Origin of the sequence: Spongiactinospora sp. 9N601, assembly GCF_044326295.1 — a bacterium.
Classification (GTDB): domain Bacteria; phylum Actinomycetota; class Actinomycetes; order Streptosporangiales; family Streptosporangiaceae; genus Spongiactinospora; species Spongiactinospora gelatinilytica.
The window spans coordinates 47,571-64,571 of sequence record NZ_JBIRBB010000003.1 but is presented as its reverse complement, the minus strand read 5'-3'; the positions used below and the strand labels follow the sequence as shown (position 1 = coordinate 64,571).

General features: G+C 72.4%; 14 protein-coding genes and 1 tRNA gene. 13 read left to right on the top strand and 2 right to left on the bottom strand.

What is annotated here, in order from left to right; genetic code table 11:
- The first annotated feature begins 45 nt into the window (after window positions 1-45).
- Window positions 46-3,723 carry a S8 family peptidase gene (locus ACH34R_RS07350; protein WP_397560524.1) on the top strand — a complete coding sequence of 1,226 codons (3,678 nt, stop codon included), beginning with the start codon at window positions 46-48 and terminating at the stop codon, window positions 3,721-3,723.
- Window positions 3,724-3,747: 24 nt separating this feature from the next.
- On the opposite strand, the gene ACH34R_RS07345 is transcribed toward ACH34R_RS07350, so the two are convergent.
- Window positions 3,748-4,737, bottom strand: a complete 990-nt coding sequence (locus ACH34R_RS07345; RefSeq protein WP_397560523.1) for a helix-turn-helix domain-containing protein — start codon at window positions 4,735-4,737, stop codon at window positions 3,748-3,750.
- Window positions 4,738-4,806: 69 nt separating this feature from the next.
- A tRNA-Ala gene (locus ACH34R_RS07340) sits at window positions 4,807-4,879 on the bottom strand.
- A gap of 207 nt (window positions 4,880-5,086) precedes the next feature.
- On the opposite strand from ACH34R_RS07340, the gene ACH34R_RS07335 reads away from it, so the two are divergent.
- The 12 genes from ACH34R_RS07335 to ACH34R_RS07280 all read left to right on the top strand — a co-directional run bounded on the left by ACH34R_RS07335 (window position 5,087) and on the right by ACH34R_RS07280 (window position 16,923).
- Complete coding sequence (locus tag ACH34R_RS07335) at window positions 5,087-6,484, top strand: selenium-binding protein SBP56-related protein (protein WP_397560522.1); 1,398 nt, start codon at window positions 5,087-5,089, stop codon at window positions 6,482-6,484.
- Between the two features lie 17 nt (window positions 6,485-6,501).
- Window positions 6,502-7,104 (top strand): hypothetical protein, encoded by a 603-nt coding sequence (locus ACH34R_RS07330; protein WP_397560521.1) that lies wholly within the window; start codon window positions 6,502-6,504, stop codon window positions 7,102-7,104.
- 210 nt (window positions 7,105-7,314) lie between these two features.
- Window positions 7,315-8,517, top strand: coding sequence for a serpin family protein (locus ACH34R_RS07325; RefSeq protein WP_397560520.1), 1,203 nt, complete (start codon window positions 7,315-7,317; stop codon window positions 8,515-8,517).
- A gap of 163 nt (window positions 8,518-8,680) precedes the next feature.
- Window positions 8,681-9,484 carry a YndJ family protein gene (locus ACH34R_RS07320; protein WP_397560519.1) on the top strand — a complete coding sequence of 268 codons (804 nt, stop codon included), beginning with the start codon at window positions 8,681-8,683 and terminating at the stop codon, window positions 9,482-9,484.
- An 8-nt stretch (window positions 9,485-9,492) separates the two neighbouring features.
- Window positions 9,493-10,002 (top strand): DUF1990 family protein, encoded by a 510-nt coding sequence (locus ACH34R_RS07315; protein ID WP_397560518.1) that lies wholly within the window; start codon window positions 9,493-9,495, stop codon window positions 10,000-10,002.
- A gap of 148 nt (window positions 10,003-10,150) precedes the next feature.
- Window positions 10,151-10,876: a hypothetical protein gene (locus ACH34R_RS07310; protein ID WP_397560517.1), complete on the top strand. Its 726-nt coding sequence runs from the start codon at window positions 10,151-10,153 to the stop codon at window positions 10,874-10,876.
- Between the two features lie 2 nt (window positions 10,877-10,878).
- Window positions 10,879-12,063, top strand: a complete 1,185-nt coding sequence (locus ACH34R_RS07305) for a copper amine oxidase (RefSeq protein ID WP_397560516.1) — start codon at window positions 10,879-10,881, stop codon at window positions 12,061-12,063.
- 38 nt (window positions 12,064-12,101) lie between these two features.
- Complete coding sequence (locus tag ACH34R_RS07300; protein ID WP_397561019.1) at window positions 12,102-12,935, top strand: alpha/beta hydrolase; 834 nt, start codon at window positions 12,102-12,104, stop codon at window positions 12,933-12,935.
- 36 nt (window positions 12,936-12,971) lie between these two features.
- On the top strand, window positions 12,972-13,949 hold the full coding sequence (locus ACH34R_RS07295) for a helix-turn-helix transcriptional regulator (protein ID WP_397560515.1): 978 nt from the start codon (window positions 12,972-12,974) through the stop codon (window positions 13,947-13,949).
- Window positions 13,950-13,986: 37 nt separating this feature from the next.
- A complete protein-coding gene (locus tag ACH34R_RS07290) occupies window positions 13,987-14,868 on the top strand; it encodes an aminoglycoside phosphotransferase family protein (protein WP_397561017.1) in 882 nt (293 codons plus the stop codon).
- 5 nt (window positions 14,869-14,873) lie between these two features.
- Window positions 14,874-15,617 (top strand): VOC family protein, encoded by a 744-nt coding sequence (locus ACH34R_RS07285; RefSeq protein ID WP_397560514.1) that lies wholly within the window; start codon window positions 14,874-14,876, stop codon window positions 15,615-15,617.
- A gap of 1 nt (window position 15,618) precedes the next feature.
- The gene (locus ACH34R_RS07280) at window positions 15,619-16,923 is read left to right on the top strand and encodes a hypothetical protein (RefSeq protein ID WP_397560513.1); all 1,305 of its coding nucleotides are present in this window, start codon (window positions 15,619-15,621) and stop codon (window positions 16,921-16,923) included.
- The last annotated feature ends 78 nt before the right edge of the window (window positions 16,924-17,001 follow it).

Sequence of the window (17,001 nt, the reverse complement as noted above, 5' to 3'; positions counted from 1 at the left end):
CAACGCTCCCCGTGAGCGGCAGCACACCCTGGATTGGAGATCAGCATGCCACTGAAGCGCTCGTCGGCCGTAGGAGCGGCCCTCGCGCTGGGATCAGGAGCCCTCGTCGTTCCCGCGTCACCGGCCGCCGCCGAGGAGTCTCCGCCATCACCACGGGCCGAACATCGGGTGACGTTGATCACCGGTGACGTGGTGACGGTCCAGGAGGCCGCCGCCGGCAAGCGGACGGCGACCGTGCGGCCGGGCAAGGGCCGGGAGGGCGTCAGGTTCTACACCAGCGAGGTGGACGGAAAGTTCGCCATCACTCCGTCCGACATGGTGCCGTACCTGGCCAAGAACCTGATCGACAAGCGGCTGTTCGCGGTCGGGGACCTGATCGAGCAGGGGTATGACGACGCGAGCACGCAGGAGCTGCCGCTGATCCTCTCCTACGGCGAGGGGGTCAAGGCGGCGAACACCGGTGAGGGCGTACCGCTGAGCAGCGTCAACGCCCGTGCCGTACGACCCAAGAAGAACGCGCTGCCGGTGCTGTGGGACACCGCCCCCGGCGTGCGGTCCGCCGCCGAGCCGAAACTGCGCGACGGGCTGGCCAAGGTCTGGCTGGACGGCAAGGTCCGCGCTTCCCTGGAGCACAGCGTGCCGCAGGTCGGCGCGCCCGAGGCGTGGAAGTCCGGGTTCGACGGCAAGGGCGTCAAGGTCGCCGTGCTGGACAGCGGCATCGACCGCGACCACCCCGACCTGCGCGGCAAGGTCACCGACGAGCGGAACTTCACCACCGCGCAGTCGGCCACCGACCGGCTGGGGCACGGCACCCACGTCGCGTCGACCATCGCCGGGCAGGGTACGGGTACCCCCGCGCGCAAGGGCGTCGCCCCCGGGGCCGAGCTGGTCAACGGCAAGGTGCTCAACGACAGCGGCCAGGGCAGCGAATCGGAAGTGCTCGCCGGGATGGAGTGGGCGGCCCGCGAGGCCAGAGCCGATGTGATCAACATGAGCCTGGGCGGCAGCGCCACCGACGGCACCGACCCGCTCAGCGTCGCCGTCGACACGCTCACCGCCGAGACCGGCACGCTGTTCGTGATCGCGGCGGGCAACGAGGGCACTGACTACTCGGTCGGCTCACCGGGAGCGGCCACCTCGGCGCTCACCGTCGGCGCGGTGGACCGCAACGACGCGCTCGCCGAGTTCTCCAGCCGCGGCCCGCGACTGGACTACGCCCCCAAGCCGGACATGAGCGCCCCCGGCGTGGACATCGCGGCGGCCCGCGCGGAGGGCACCACGATGGGCACGCCCATCGACGAGCTTTACACGCGGGCGTCGGGGACCTCGATGGCCACTCCGCACGTCGCGGGCGCGGCGGCGATCCTCGCCCAGCGCCACCCCGAATGGACCGGCGGGCAGCTCAAGAACGGCCTGATGTCCACCACCAAGACCATCGACGGCCAGACCGCCTACGAGCAGGGCAGCGGCCGTCTGGACGTGGCGCGAGCCGCGGCCCAGAGCGTGACCGCGACCGGTGTCGTGCACCTCGGGGTGCGCCAGAGTGACGAGACGACTCCCGCGGAGGAGACCGTCGCCTACACCAACACCGGCCAGGCCCCCGTCACCCTGAAGCTCGCCGCCACCCTGGACAACCTGGACGGCGACGCCCCGCCGCAGGACGCGGTGACGATCAGCGGCTCCGAGGTGACGGTCGCGGCCGGAGCGAGCGCCGAGGTCAAGGTCTCGATCGACTACGCGAAGCTGAAGGACGGCAGGCACACCGGGCACCTCACCGCCACCACGGCGGACGGCGCGGAGGCCGCGCACACCACGCTGTCCCTGGTCAAGATGCCGCCGATGGCCTCGGTGCACTTCAAGGGCATCGGGCCGGACGGCAGGCCGGCCCGCGTCCCGGTGATCGCCCTGCACGGCAAGGACCCCAACTTCGACGTGCTGGACTACATCCTCAACGAGGACGAGGGCAAGACCAGGCAGGTGCCGCAGGGCACCTACTTCGCCCTGGCCTTCATGGGCGACAACCCCGCCGAGTCGCCGGTGTACGACTTCCTGATGATCCCCGAGTTCGAGGTGACCGGCGACACCGAGCTGGTCTTCGACGCGCGCAAGGCCGTGCCGATCCAGATCAAGACCCCGCGGCCCGTGGTCGGGGACGGCATCACCACGTACTTCGCGCACCGCACCTTCGACAAGCGCACGATCTCGTGGGGCGGGATGCACTTTCCCTCGACCGAGGGGCTGGCCGTGATGCCCACCAAGCCGGTGGCCAACGGCACCTTCGAGTTCTCCTCCCGCTGGCAGCTCGCCGCGCCCAAGCTGACCGGCAGGCTCAGCGGCTCCCGGGAGACGCTGGTCTTCCGGCCCGGCGGCGGTTCGCCGGAGTTCTCCGGCCGCAGGCGGTGGCAACTGGTGGACGGCGGCCCAGCGGGCGGCACCGGGGTCGGCACGATCGACGTACGCGGCAAGGCGGTCGTGCTGACCAGCACCGAGTTCGGTGACTGGGAGGCCAGGCTGGAGGAGTTCGCCAAGGCAGGGGCCGCGGCCGTGGTCGTGGCCGGGCCGAAGGACGAGCCGATGTGGCAGGGCTGGCACCCCAAGGGGTACCGCGACCCGCTGCCGGTGCTGCTGGCCAAGCACACCCCCGGGCAGGCTCTGGTCGCCCAGGCCCGCAGGGGAGGCGTGCTCGACCTCCAGGCCGACTTCGTCTCGCCGTATCTGTACGACATCATGCAGGTGTCGCCGGGCCGCATCCCCGACCGGATCGTCCATGTGGTGAACGACCGCAACACCGCGCGGGTGGAGACGAACTACCAGGAGTCCGGCGGCTTCGGGTGGGGCAAGGAGCAGCGGTTCGGCTGGCGGCCCTGGCAGGTCTACGACCTCGGCGGGCAGATGGAGACCCAGCGGGACGTCAAGACCGGGCTGCGCCGCGCCGAGTACGTCAGCTCGGGCGACACGCAGTGGCAGCACGTGGTCCAGCACATGTACACCTGGGAGTCGATGAGCCGGCTGCGCGGCGGGCTCACCGCGGCCCCGCGGTCCTACCGGCACGGGGAGAAGGTCGCGGAGACGTGGTTCGGGCCGGTGGTACGGCCGGCGATACCGGCGGACGTGAAGGACCTGGCCCCGACCCGCACCGGTGACGAGCTGTCGGTCTACGTGCCGGAGTTCGTGGACACCGACGGTCACTTCGGCTACGCCGGGGGCAGCGGCGACGAGGACACCACCGCGGCCAGGTTCCTCCGGAACGGCGAGCTCGTGGAGGAGCGGGCGGACCTTTGGGGCCGGTTCCCGGCGACGCCGGAGGCGGCGGAGTACCGCATGGAGCTGTCCACCACGCGGAACTCGGAGGAGTGGCGCTGGGCCACCGCCACCGAGACCGCCTGGACGTTCAGGTCCGCCAGGGCCGAGGGCACCCGGCCGCTGCCGCTGCCCGGCGTCGACTACGAGGTGCCCGCCGATCTCAACGGCGAGGTCCCCCGCTGGTGGCCGGTCCGGATCGGGTTCACCGCGCGCGGCGCGAACCGGCTGACCGCCGAGCTGTCCTACGACGACGGCAAGAGCTGGCGGCGGCTGCCGCTGATCCCCGGCGGCCACGGCAGGCACGTCGCGCTGGTGGCGCACCAGCCCACCGGCACGGGGGTGTCGCTGCGGGTCACCGCCACCGGACCGGACGGCGCGAAGTTCGAGCAGACGATCAAGCGGGCCTACGGGGTCAAGTGACCCGTAGCCCCTGAGCCGGAAAGGTCAGAGCCAGTGCTCGCGGGCCGCATGCCAGGCAAGCTGCATCCTGGTCTGCGCGCCCGCGAGCCCCATCAGGTGGTTGATCCGCCGCTGCACGGTCCGCTGGCTCAGGCCGAGCTGGCTGGCGATCGACTTGTCGGCGACGCCGGCGACCAGCAGCGAGAGCAGGTACAGCTCGTCGGCGTCGAGCGGGCACGAGGGCACGGACTCCGGCGCCAGCTCGTCGCCGGCGATCCTGATCGGCGTGGCCCGTTCCCACTGCCCCTCGAACAGCGCGATCAGCGCCTCCAGCAGCGTGCCGCCGCGCACCACGGCGGCGGTCGGCTCGGTCATCCCGGACGCGTGCTGCACCAGCGGCAGCACGGCCACGCCTCGATCCACGATCGCCATCCGGACCGGCAGGTAGGGTGCCGAGCGGGCCTGCTCGCCGCGTTCGATGCCGTAGGCGACGTTGGGCACCATGCCGGGCTCTTCGAGCAGCTCCCGCTCGTAGATCACCCGGTAGCGGACGCCGCGCCCCAGGGCGTCCATCTCCTCGGTGTTCTCCTCCGAGGACATGACCACGTGACCGGCCCGGCAGAAGCTCACGACCTCGTCGCGCGCGTTGTCCTGGAGGTGGCGCATGCGCTCGCGGATCGCGGCCCTGCCGACCACCACGTCGATCATCCGGTCCGCGTCCCTGCGCAGCATGTTGCCCCGGTATTCCTCGGCGAGCTGGTCGACCATCAGCCGCGCCCGGTCGATCGCCTCCTGCTGGCGCGCGAGCCACGGCCCGAGTGAGACGTCGGGGGCCACCGGTGTGTACCGGCGCCCCGCCGTGCCGCCGACCTCCCGCACCAGCCCCATGTCCAGCATCGCGGCGAGCGCCTGGTCCACCGCGTCGCGGCCGACCCCCAGCTCACCGGCCAGCTCGCCCGCTCCGGCCTCGGCCGCCCGCACCAGCAGCCGGTACGCCCGCTCCGCCACTTCGCCAAGCCCGGCCATTTCCAGCATGGAAACCATAGTGACACCAGAAAACCCCGGCCATGTCGTGACGGCCGGGGCTTGTGAGGCGGTGCCCTGTGGAGCTATGGGGATTCGAACCCCAGACCTCCTCCATGCCATGGAGGCGCGCTACCAACTGCGCCATAGCCCCTTGGTGTGCCCGCCCTCGGACGTCGCTGCGAGGCGGCACGTCGTTAAGTGTATAGGACATCGGGCGTGTGGTCGTAATCGTCGCGCGGCGGGGGTACCGGTGGAAGCGAACCGTGTTCGCCTGGTGACCGTATCGGCCAGGACTCTGGACAAGTGCCGCTATCCCGACAAGATTGGTGGGATATAGGCCGCACACGAAGGGGGTTACATGCTCGTCCAGCCCGATCCCACCTTCTATCCATCGGCTCGCGAGGCGATGCGCGGGCCGCGGGAACGGCACGCCTACGTCGCCCTGCTCGACGCGCAGGGCGAGGGGCGGCCGGACGCGCTCGCCACCGTCGACCTCGATCCGTCCTCGCCCGGCTACGGCTCGGTCGCCAACGTGACCGACATGCCGGTGGCGGGCGACGAGCTGCACCACTTCGGGTGGAACGTCTGCAGCGCGGCCCTGTGCCCGTACGCGCCGCATCCGCACGTCGAGCGGCGGTACCTGATCGTCCCCGGGCTCCGGTCCTCCCGGGTGTACGTCTTCGACACCAAGCCCGATCCGCTGCGCCCGACGCTGGTCAAGACGATCGAGCCGGCGACCCTGGTGGAGCGGACCGGCTACAGCCGCCCGCACACCGTGCACTGCGGCACCGACGCGATCTACGTGAGCGCGCTCGGCGACGCCGCGGGCGACGCGCCCGGCGGCGTCTTCATGCTCGACCACGACACCTTCGAGCCGCTGGGCCGCTGGGAGGTTGAGCGCGGGCCGCAGCGGCTGCACTACGACTTCTGGTGGCACCTGGGTCACGACACGATGATCACCAGCGAGTGGGGCACCCCGAACATGATCGAGGCGGGCCCCGACCTCGACCTGCTGGTGAACCGCAAGTACGGCCACCGGCTGCACGCCTGGGACCTGCGCAAGCGCGTCCACCTCCAAGAGATCGACCTCGGCGACCAGTACCAGATGGCGCTGGAGCTGCGCCCCGCGCACGACCCGACCAAGACCTACGGCTTCGTCAACACCGTCATCAGCGTCGAGGACCTTTCCGCGAACATCTTCACCTGGTATCTGGACGACGGCGAGTGGAAGGCCAAGAAGGTCATCACGATCCCCGCCGAGCCCGCCGACCCCGCGCTGCTGCCCGAGCCGCTGAAGGGGTTCGGTGCGGTCCCGCCGCTGGTCACCGACATCTCGCTGACCCTCGACGACCGCATCCTGCTGGTCTCCGCGTGGGGCACCGGCGAACTGCTGGCCTACGACGTCTCCGACCCGTTCAACCCGCGTCAGACCGGCTCGGTGCGGATCGGCGGCATCGTCGGGCGTACCGCGCACCCGGGCTCGCCCGGCACCGCGCGCAACGGCGGGCCGCAGATGGTCGAGACCAGCCGCGACGGGCACCGGGTCTACTTCACCAACTCGCTCTACCGCACCTGGGACGACGTCTTCTACCCCGACGGCGTCACGAGCTGGCTGGCCAAGGCCGACCTCGCCGGGGACGGCTCGCTGTCCCTGGACGCCGGCTTCCTGGCCGACTTCGCCGGCGACGGCCGCCGCGCCCACCAGGTGCGGCTACAGGGCGGCGACGCCTCCTCCGACTCCTACTGCTTCCCGTAAACCGGCCGTCGCACCCGATGGACCTCACGAGCTGGTTGATCACGGCCGGGCTCGGCGCCTTCCACGGCCTGAACCCGGCCATGGGCTGGCTCTTCGCCGTCGCGCTCGGCCTGCAGGAACGTTCCCGGGCGGCGGTGCTGCGCGCGCTGCCGCCGATCGTGCTCGGCCACGCCGGCCTGGTGCTGCTCACGCTCACCCTGGTCGCCGCGGCCAGGACGGCCGCGCCGCCGAAGTTCGTGTCGTACGGCGTGGCCGGCCTGGTCTGCTGCTTCGGCCTGTGGCGGCTGCTGCGGCGGCGCCATCCCCGCTGGGTCGGCATGCGGGTGACCCGGTGGCAGCTCGCCGGATGGTCGTTCCTGATGGCCGGCGCGCACGGGGCCGGGCTCATGCTGCTGCCGGTCACCCTGCGCGGTCAGGACACCGCCGTGCTCGCGCTGACCGGCCAGGCGCTCGCCTCGGCCGCGGCGCACACGCTGGCCATGCTGGCGGTCACCACCGGGCTCGCGCTGCTGGTCTACGACCGGCTGGGCGTCGCGGTGCTGCGCAAGGCGTGGTTCAACCTGGATCTGGCCTGGGGGGTGGCGCTGGTCGGCGCGGGGATCTCGGCCGTACTCGTGTGACGTGGCTTGAACCACCCGCGTCTGGGATACGTCATAGGTCGTGTGCGTCCCTTTATTACGACTACGATCACTGCCGTCGCGCTCGCCGCCGCCGTCGCCGGCTGCGGCGCAGCGCAGAAACCGACTTCCGCGGGTCCGGCCACGTCCAGCCCGTCCGGGCCCGCAGACTCGGTCGGCCCGGCCGCGCCGACCGGTGAGGAGGGCCCCGTCGTGAAGGTGGGTGAGTCCGGCGTGCTGACAGCCGAAGGGGTCAGCCGGGAGGTGGCGCCCGCGGACGCCCCGGTCCCGCAGGTGGTGCAGGGCATGACGGCCTTCGGCCACTCCCTGCATGCCAAGGTCGCCAAGCCCGGCGAGAACACCGTGATCTCGCCGCTGAGTATCGCCTACGCCTACGGGCTGGCCAGAGCGGGTGCTGCCGGCGAGACGGGCGCCCGGATCGACCAGGTGTTCGGCTTCCCCGGCCAGGGCCCGCACACCGCGTTCAACTCGCTGACCGCGGACATCATCACCGTGGACGGCGTGCCGCCCAAGCCGGACCGCGGCGAGCGCGATGCCGCCCAGGACGGCGAGCCCGCCGACCCGATCGTGGGCATCGCCAACGGGCTGTTCGCCCAGCACGGGCTGCCCGTCAAGCCGGGCTTCCTGAAGACCGCCAAGTCGCAGTACGACGCGGGCCTGCACGCGGTGGACTTCGCCGGCGAGGCCACCAAGACCATCGACAAGTGGGTCACCGAGCAGACCGCCGGGCGGATCAACAAGCTGTTCGACAGCCTCGACCCCGCCACCAAGCTGGTCCTGGCGAACGCCGTCTACCTCAAGGCCGACTGGGAGAAGCCGTTCACCGCCGAGCCCGCGCAGAAGGCGCCGTTCACGCTGGCCGACGGTTCGCGCAAGACCGTCGAGCTGATGAAGCAGTCCGGCAACTTCCGCTACGCCAAGGGCTCGGGCTGGCAGGCGGTGGAGCTTCCCTACGCCAAGAGCGACCTGGCCATGTGGGTGCTCGTGCCGGACGCGGGCGGCGCCCCCGGCGACCTGCTCAAGGCCGAGACGCTGCAGCAGGTCGGCTCGAACCTGGCCGACACCAGGGTCGGCGTCTTCCTGCCCCGCTGGGACTTCGGCACCGACCTGGACCTGATGCCGCCGATGTCCGCGCTCGGGCTGGGCGCCGGTGGCGACTTCTCCGGCATCTCCGACGGGCTGACCCTCAAGCAGGCGGTCCACCGGGCCAACATCACCGTGGACGAGCACGGCACGGAGGCCGCCGCGGTCACCGGGCTGGCCTTCCCGGTGTCGGCGGCGCCGGAGGCGGAGACCACGGTCCGCGCCGACCACCCGTTCGCCTTCGCGATCGTGCACAAGAAGACCGGGGCCCCGCTGTTCATGGGCCAGGTCTCGGACCCGGCCAAGAAGTGACCTCAGGGGTGTAGGACGAACACGCCCCGGCGATAAGGCGCGACCGAATCGAATGACTCGGTCGCGCCTTTTTCGTGCCCTTTTTCCGGCATCCCGGATGCGATCGGATCAACGCCGCCTGCTATCGTTTTGAACCTGTTCAACGATGGGCAGGAGGCGGGTCATGCGCGCTGTGGTCGACGTGATCGTGGTGGCCGGGATGCTGGTCGTGGTTCCGGTGGGCCTGCGACTGGCCGGGTTCTCCCGCCTGGCGGCCGGCCTGTGGTGGGTGGGCGCGGTCCCGGGGGCGGTGTCGCTCTGGCTGCCCAGGGGCGCGGTGGCGGCGACGCTCGCGGGGATCTACCTGTGCGCGGCGCTCGTCCTGGCCGCCCAGATCCCCGCGCGCCTGTGGGCCCGCCGTACGGCGAGCGAGCTGGCCTTCGCGACGGCGCTGATCACCCCGGCCATCGCGGGGGTCGCCCTGCTGGCCGAGCGGGCCGGACATCCCCTGTGGGGCTTCGACCTCGGCATCCTGGCCCTCACCACCGCCCACTTCCACTACGCGGGGTTCGCCGCCGCGCTGGTGGCCGGGCTGCTGTGCCGTTCGTTCGCCGAGTCGGCGACCGGGCGGGCGGCGGCGCTGACCGTGCCCGCGGGCACCCTCCTGGTCCTCGGCGGCTACTTCGTCGGCGACCTGGCCGAACTGGCCGGGGCGGTGGTCCTGACCGCGGGCATGTGGGCGGTCGCCTGGCTCACGCTGGTACGGTCCCGGGAGGCCGACCGGCTGACGCGCGCGCTGTTCCGCGTCTCGGCGACCGCGCTGGCGGTGTCCATGATCCTCGCCCTGGCCTGGGCCCTGGGCGAGGCGACCGGGCTGCCGCATCCCACCATCCCCTGGATGATCGCCACCCACGGCGTGGCGAACGCCGCCGGCTTCGCGCTGTGCGGCCTCGCCGCCTGGGTACGGCTGCGTCCACGACAGCCATGAGAGGTCCGATGCAGGAGTTCACCTACCCCGAAGTCGGCGCGACCCGCGAGGGACGACTGCCCGACGGCTACCACCACATCCGCCACCGGGCCTGCCTCGGTCCCGGCATCACCCTGCGGGCCGCCGCCGACGCCCTGCTCGGCTGGCGGGTACACCGCAGGCTGCTGCTGCACCCGATGGTGACCGGCCCGCGGGCCGCGCCCGGCGTCACGGTGATCTGCCTGCTGGGCCCGGTGCGCGTGCCGTGCCGGGTGGTGTGGACGGTGGAGGAGGAGGGCCGGGCCGGTTTCGGGTACGGCACGCTGCCCGGCCACCCCGAGATCGGCGAGGAGTCCTTCCTGCTCGAACGGGACGAAGACGGCCTGGTGTGGTTCACCGTCACCGCGTTCGCCCGGCCGGGCGCGTGGTACACCCGCCTGGGCGCTCCGGCGCTGCCCCTGCTCATGGGGATCTTCGCCCGCCTCTACACCATGGCATTGCGCTGGGAATCCCGCCGTTCACCTGGTGTGCACGAGTAATCGAGCTTTTTCCATGGAATGTCACTAATACGGAATTCCATCGGACCCAGAAGGCCGGGAGAAACAAAAAAGGTCTTGTTCTTCGCCCCGTGATGGCAGATGATCGGCGCCATCGGGATTCACCCGTACCGAACGGGGTGATAATCAAATGTTAAATCGTAAAAAGGCGGCATTCGCCGCGCTCGCGGTCATCGCCTGCGCGGCCACCGCCACCGCGGGGCTGGTGTGGGGCGGGGGTCGGACGACCGGCGCAGGCCCGGCCGTGGCGGCCGACCGCCCCGCGGCCGGGCGGGCGGCGGCCAGGCTCGCGCCCGGCCAGAACGACCCGCTCAGCGCCGGCGAACGCCGGCGCGCCATCGAGATCGCCGGCGACGCCGACGCCCGCCGCCGCGGCGGCCGGACCGAGCTCCTCTACGTCCAGCGCGACGACGACAAGGCGGTGACCGGCCGGCGGGCCGAGGCGTTCAGCTACGACTACGACTCCGACCGGCTCACCCTGCGGACGATCGACCTGGGCAGCGGCCGGATCGTCTCGACCGAGACCGCCACCGGCGTGCAGCCGCCGCCTTCCGACGACGAGGAGCGCGCGGCGGCCGGGCTGCTGCTCGCCGACGCCGGGCTGGGCAAGGGAGTGCGCGAGCAGTTCGAGAAGCGGGCGGGCCGCCCGCTGCGCTCACCGGACGACCTCCACCTGCGGGGCGTGATCTTCAAGCCGGACCACGTCCACGGCGTGTCCAACGCCCGCGCGGTCGCCGCCTGCGCCGAGCACCGCTGCCTGCGGCTGTTCGTCCGGCTGCCGAAGGGCAAGTGGCTGGACACCAGCCGGATCGTGATCGACCTGTCGGCCCGCGAGATCTACACGATGGAGTGGTGACCATGCGGTCGTTCCGAGCGGCCGTGATCGCCGCGTGCCTGCTGATCGCCCTTCCGCCGGCGGCGGTGCCCGCGCTCGCGGTCGCCGAGCCCCCGTCGTGCGCCGAGCCGTACCTCGTGGAGCGCACGTTCGCCAACGGCGCGCGCTGGCAGCTCTGCTGGGAGATGCGCGAGACCGAGGGCCTGACCCTCACCGACGCCGTCTACACCCCGAACGGCCACGCGCCGGTGAGCGTGCTGACCAGCGCGCACCTCGCACAGATCCACGTCCCCTACGACAGCGGCGAGCCGCGTTTCCATGACATGGCGGGCGGGCTCGGGTTCTCCGCGGTGCCGCTGCAAGACCAGGACTGCCCGGAGGGCGAGCGGCGTGAGCAGGACGAGGTCCCCGTGCTGTGCGTGCTGCCCGACCAGCCGCGCGGCATCGCCTACCTGAACCCCTCCCTCGGCGAAGATTCACTGCGCAGGTCGGCGCAGGGCAAGGCGCTGGTGCTGTTCTCCGCCTTCGAGCTGGGCTGGTACACCTACCTGGTCGAGTGGCGGTTCGCCGACGACGGCTCGATCAACCCCAGGGTCGGCGCGACCGGCTCGCTGCGCGGCAGCGACGGCGTCGTGGTCAGCCCGAAGCACGGCTGGCCGATCGGCGTCGGGGCGAGCGACTTCGAGGAAAGCCACCAGCACAACATCTTCTGGCGGCTCGACTTCGACGTCCAGGGTCCCGCGGACGACGTGGTCGAACAGTACGACTTCGCCGGCTCCGGCACGGCCGGCCTGGAGATGCAGCGGAAGGCGCTCACCAAGGAGGCCGGGGTGACGAACAATCGCACCCGGTGGTGGCGGGTCGTCGACAAGACGGTGAAGAACTCCGACGGTCACGCGGCGTCCTGGGAGATCACCAACTCCGACAGCAGCCAGTACCGCGGCCCGGACACCGAGCCGTACAGCCACTCCGACGTCTACGTCACCCAGTACAACGCGTGCGAGCGACTGACCGCGGAGAACGCCGAACCGCCGTGCGACGAGTCGGTCGATCGGTTCGTCAACGGCCAGACGATCACCGATCCGGTCGTGTGGGTGAGCGTCGACTACCACCATGTCGCCAGGGACGAGGACCACGACCCGATGCCGACGCACTGGCAGGGGTTCTTCATCCAGCCCCGCGACATAACGGCGAGCAACCCGCATTAGCGGAGGACCCAGGTTCGCCCCGTATCGTCGGCATGGTGATGATGTGGCCGGTACGGGGCGGCCTGATGGCGGCGGCGGCGATCCTCGCGGTCGCCGTGCTCGTCGTCGGCCTGGCCTGGGTGTTCCAGCGAAGGCTGATCTATCTGCCGGACCCCTCCCCCGTCCCCCGGGCGGCCACGGTGCTGCCGGGCGGGCGTGACGTCACGCTGACCACCGCCGACGGCCTGAAGCTCGGCGCGTGGTCGTTCCCGCCCACCGGCGAGCCCCGCGGGGTGGCGGTGCTCGTCGCGGGCGGGAACGGCGGCAACCGCGCCTACCGCGCCCCGCTGGCCCGGGCGCTCACGGCGCGCGGCATGTCGGTGCTGCTGATGGACTACCGGGGCTACGGCGGCAACCCGGGCACGCCGACCGAGGAAGGGCTCGCGCTCGACGTACAGGCGGCCAGGCGGCACCTGGCCGGGTCGGGCGAGCGGCTGATCTACTTCGGTGAGAGCCTGGGGGCCGCCGTGGTGACCCGGCTGGCCGCCGCGCACCCGCCCGCCGGGCTGGTGCTGCGCTCGCCGTTCACCGACCTGGCCGCGGCGGGCCGGATCGCCTACCCGTTCCTGCCGGTGGAGTCGCTGCTGAAGGACCGTTTCCCGGTCGCGGCGACGCTCCCCGCCGTACGCGCCCCCACGGTCGTCCTGTACGGCACGCGCGACACGATCGTCCCCGCCGAGCTGAGCCGGCGGGTCGCCGCCGCCACCCCCGGCCTGGTCGCCCTGGTCGAGGTCGCCGGGGCCGGGCACAACGACGCCGTACTGCTGGACGGGCCGCAGGTCATCAAGGCCGTGACCGTGCTCGCCGACCGGGCGGACCCGCGGACGCACTGACGGTTCCTGTCCCACCTCGCCCCTATATTGAGCCTCATGTTGGAAACGTCCGCGCGGTTGCTCCGGCTGCTCTCGCTGTTGCAGGCCAGGCGCGAGTGGCCGGGCGCCGAGCTGGCCGAACGGCTCGGCGTGAGCACGCGGACGATCCGCCGCGACGTCGATCGGCTGCGTGAGCTGGGCTACCCGGTGCACACCACGATGGGGATCGCGGGCGGCTACCGGCTCGGCGCGGGGGCGGCGCTGCCGCCGCTGCTGCTGGACGACGACGAGGCGGTGGCGGTGGCCGTCGGGCTGCGCACTGCCGCGGGCGGCACGGTCTCCGGCATCGAAGAGAACTCCCTGCGCGCCCTGGCCAAGCTGGAACAGGTGCTGCCGTCCCGGCTGCGGCACCGGATCAACGCGGTCCACTCGGCCACCGTGCCGATGCCCGGCGCGGGCCCGACCGTCGATTCCGCGGTGCTCAGCACGATCGCCGCGGCCTGCCGCGATCATGAGCGGCTGCGGTTCGACTACCTCGACCACGAGGGCGCGGCGAGCGTGCGGGTGACCGAGCCGCACCGCATGGTGAGCTGGGGACGCCGCTGGTACCTGGTGGCCTGGGACGTCGAGCGGGACGACTGGCGCACCTTCCGGGTGGACCGGATCAGGCCGCGGGTGCCGAGCGGGCCCCGGTTCGAGCCGCGCGACCCGCCGGAGGGCGACGTCGCCGCATACGTCTCCCGGCGGCTGTCGGCCGACATGTGGCCCTACCGCGCGCGGCTCGTCATGCACGCCCCGGCCGCGCGGCTGGCCGACTGGATCTCCCCCGCCGACGGCCGGCTGCGGCCGATCGACGATCAGACCTGCGAACTGGAGATCGGCAGCGAGTCACTGGCCCTGCTCGCCGGGTTCCTGGTCATGCTCGACGTCGACTTCGACGTACAAGACCCCCCTGAACTGCGTGAACACCTGCGCGCAATAGCGGTGCGCTGCGCCGCCGCGGCCGTCGGGCCCGCGCGCGACACGAAGGAGTGAACCCCGTTTGATCGTCGTTCCCGACGCCCTGGCCGCCATGCACGAAAAACTCTTCGGCGACGAGGGCCGCGCGTGGGTCGCGGACCTGCCCCGGCTCGGCGAGGAGTACCTACGGCGCTGGGACCTCACCCCCGACGGCCCGTCCCGGCACGGCTGGGTGGGCCTGGTCATCCCGGTACGGCGGGGCGACGGCACGCCCGCCGCCCTGAAGCTCCAGCCGCTGGACGAGGAGACCGAGACCGAGCCGGTCGGGCTGCGCCTGTGGAACGGGCGCGGCGCCGTACACCTGCTGGACCACGACCCGGCGACCGGCACGATGCTGCTGGAACGCCTCGACGCCGGGCGGTCGCTGGCCGACGTGCCCGACGAGACCGAGGCCCTGACCATCCTGTCCGGGCTGCTCGCCCGGCTGACCGCGACGCCCGCCCCCGCCGGGCTGCGCACGCTGGCCGACATCGCCGGGCGCATGCTCGCGGACGTGCCAGGAGCGCTGACCCGCCTGTCCGACCCCGACGACCGCGACCTGCTGCAACACTGCGCGGGCGTGGTCGGTGACCTGCTGCCCGAACCCGGTGACCGCATGCTGCACTGGGACCTGCACTACGAGAACGTCCTGGCCGGGGAGCGTGAGCCGTGGCTGGCCATCGACCCCAAGCCGCTGGCCGGCGACCCGTGTTTCGACCTGATGCCCGCGCTGGACAACCGGTGGGAGGAGATCGTCGCCACCGGCGACGTGGCCAGGGCCGTGCGGCGCAGGTTCGACCTGATGACCGAGGTGGTAGGACTGCCCAGGCAACGCGCCGCGGGCTGGACGCTCGGCCGGGTGCTCCAGAACGCGCTGTGGGACATCGAGGACGGCGAACCCGAGATCTCCGCGACGCAGTTCGCGATCGGCGACGCGCTGCGCGGGCTAACGTGATGAGCGTGTCAACCAGGCTGGTCAACCTCGTCATCGACGCCGCCGACCCGCGGCGGCTCGCCGCGTTCTGGGCGGGCCTGCTCGGCTGGCGGATCGCGCTCACCGGCCCCGGCGTGGTCGTCGTGCGGGCCCCCGCGGGCGACGGCTGGGACCTCGACGTCTGTTTCGTGCCGGTGCGAGAGCCGAAGACCGGGCGAAACCGCATCCATCTCGACCTGGCCAGTGCCACCGCGCGGGCCCAGGCCGAGCGGGTGGCCGCGGCGCGCGAGCTGGGCGGCCGGCCGCTGGACATCGGCCAGGGCGACGTGCCCTGGGAGGTGCTGGCCGACCCGGAGGGCAACGAGTTCTGCGTGCTGGAGCCGCGGCCGATCTACCAGAACTGCGGGGCGGTCGCGGCCGTCGTGATCGGCGCCGCCGGCCCCGAGCGGCTGGCGTCGTTCTGGGCGGAGGCCACCGGGTGGCGGCCGGCCCGCACGTCGGCGCCGTTTCCCGCGCTGCGCGCCCCCACCGGGGTGGGGCCGTGGCTGGAGTTCGTGCCTGCGGGCGAGCCAGAGGCGGTGAAGAACCGGCTGCACCTCGACGTCGCGCCGCCCCCGGGCGGCGACCACGACCACGCGGCCGAGTGGCTGATCGGCCTCGGCGCGCGCCGGGCCGACGTGGGCCAGGGCGGCGCGCCCTGGCACGTGCTGGCCGACCCGGAGGGCAACGAGTTCTGCGTGCTCGGCCCGCGCGACCACCCCCCGCGTTAGCATGCCGCTGCTGCTGATCGCCGCCGTGTTCGCGCTCACCTGGTGGCTGGGCCTGTACGTGCTCGGCGGGGAGCCCGGCGAGCGCGGCGCGCGCCGGGCCGGGCTCGGCCTGCTCGCCTACGCCGCCGCCCTGGCCACCGGGCAGGTCCGCGCGCTGCTGCTGCCCTCCCCCGCGCCGCTGGACGCGCTGGAGACGGCGCTGACCTTCCTGCCCGCGCTGCTGTGGACCGGCGCGGTGCTCACGCTCGTCCCGGGCACCGGGCGGCTGGACCGGATCTGGTCGCGCGGGCTGGTCCCGGTCACGCTGGCCGCGATCGGCTGGGCCGCGGTCGCGGGCGGCACGGCCCGGGCGGTGCTCGGCGCGCTGCTGCTGGTGCCGCTGGCCGGGGCGCTGGTACTGCTGGTGCGCGCGGGGCCGGAGCGGGTCGGCTGGCTGGCGGCGGTGGCCACGCTGTTCTTCGGCCTCGGCACCGCGCTGTTGCTGACCTCCCTCTCCGGCCCGCCCGGCCTGCTCGCCGCGATCGCGATCGACCTGGACATGGCCCTGCTGGGCGTGGCGATCGCGATGGCCGGCGCGTTCCGGGCGGGCGAGGCGCTCTGGCGGGACATGGCGCGTTCGGCGCTGGGCGCGATCGTCGTGGCCGCCGCCACCGGCGGGCAGGTCGCCATCGCGGTCGCGCTGGGCGGGGCCACCCCGGCGCTGGCCGTACTGCTGTACGGCGTGCTCGCGGTGGCGGTGACCGCGCAGACGATGGCCGGTCCGCTGCACCGCGCGCTGGATCGGATCGCCTTCCCCGGCGACCCCGCCATCCGCCGCGAACGCGCCCAGCTTCGCGACTCCGCCGATGCGCTGCCGCGCCGCGAGGAGGGCCCGCCGCCGCTGGACGACGCGGAGTTCGTCCGGCTCACCCGCAGGGCCCTGGCCAACTACGGCGACCTCGGCAAGCTGGCCAGCAGCCCGCTGGCGGGCCTGCCGCTGATCGACGAGCGGGTGTCCGGTGACATCCCGCTGGAGCGGGCCGCCGAGCTGAAGCACCTGCTGCTGGAGAGCATCCGGCGGCTCAAGCCGCGCGACGGGGAGTTCGGCACCAGCGAGGAGTGGCGTTTCTACAACGTGCTGTACTTCCCGTACGTACGCGGGCTGCGCCCCTACCGGCGCGGCGCCGGACGGCACGGGCTGGACGCGCTGGACCGGCAGGCGTTCGACTGGTTCGTCCGGGAGGTTCCCGAACGTACGTGCTACAACTGGCAGAACGCGGCGGCCAAACTCGTGGCGGACGATCTCCGCAGCGCCGATCGGCAGTGAATGGCAGTGGAATGTCTGCAGGTGGCAGCGCCTGACGCGGTGTGCTGAGGGCATCGCATCCATCTCATGACAGGAGAC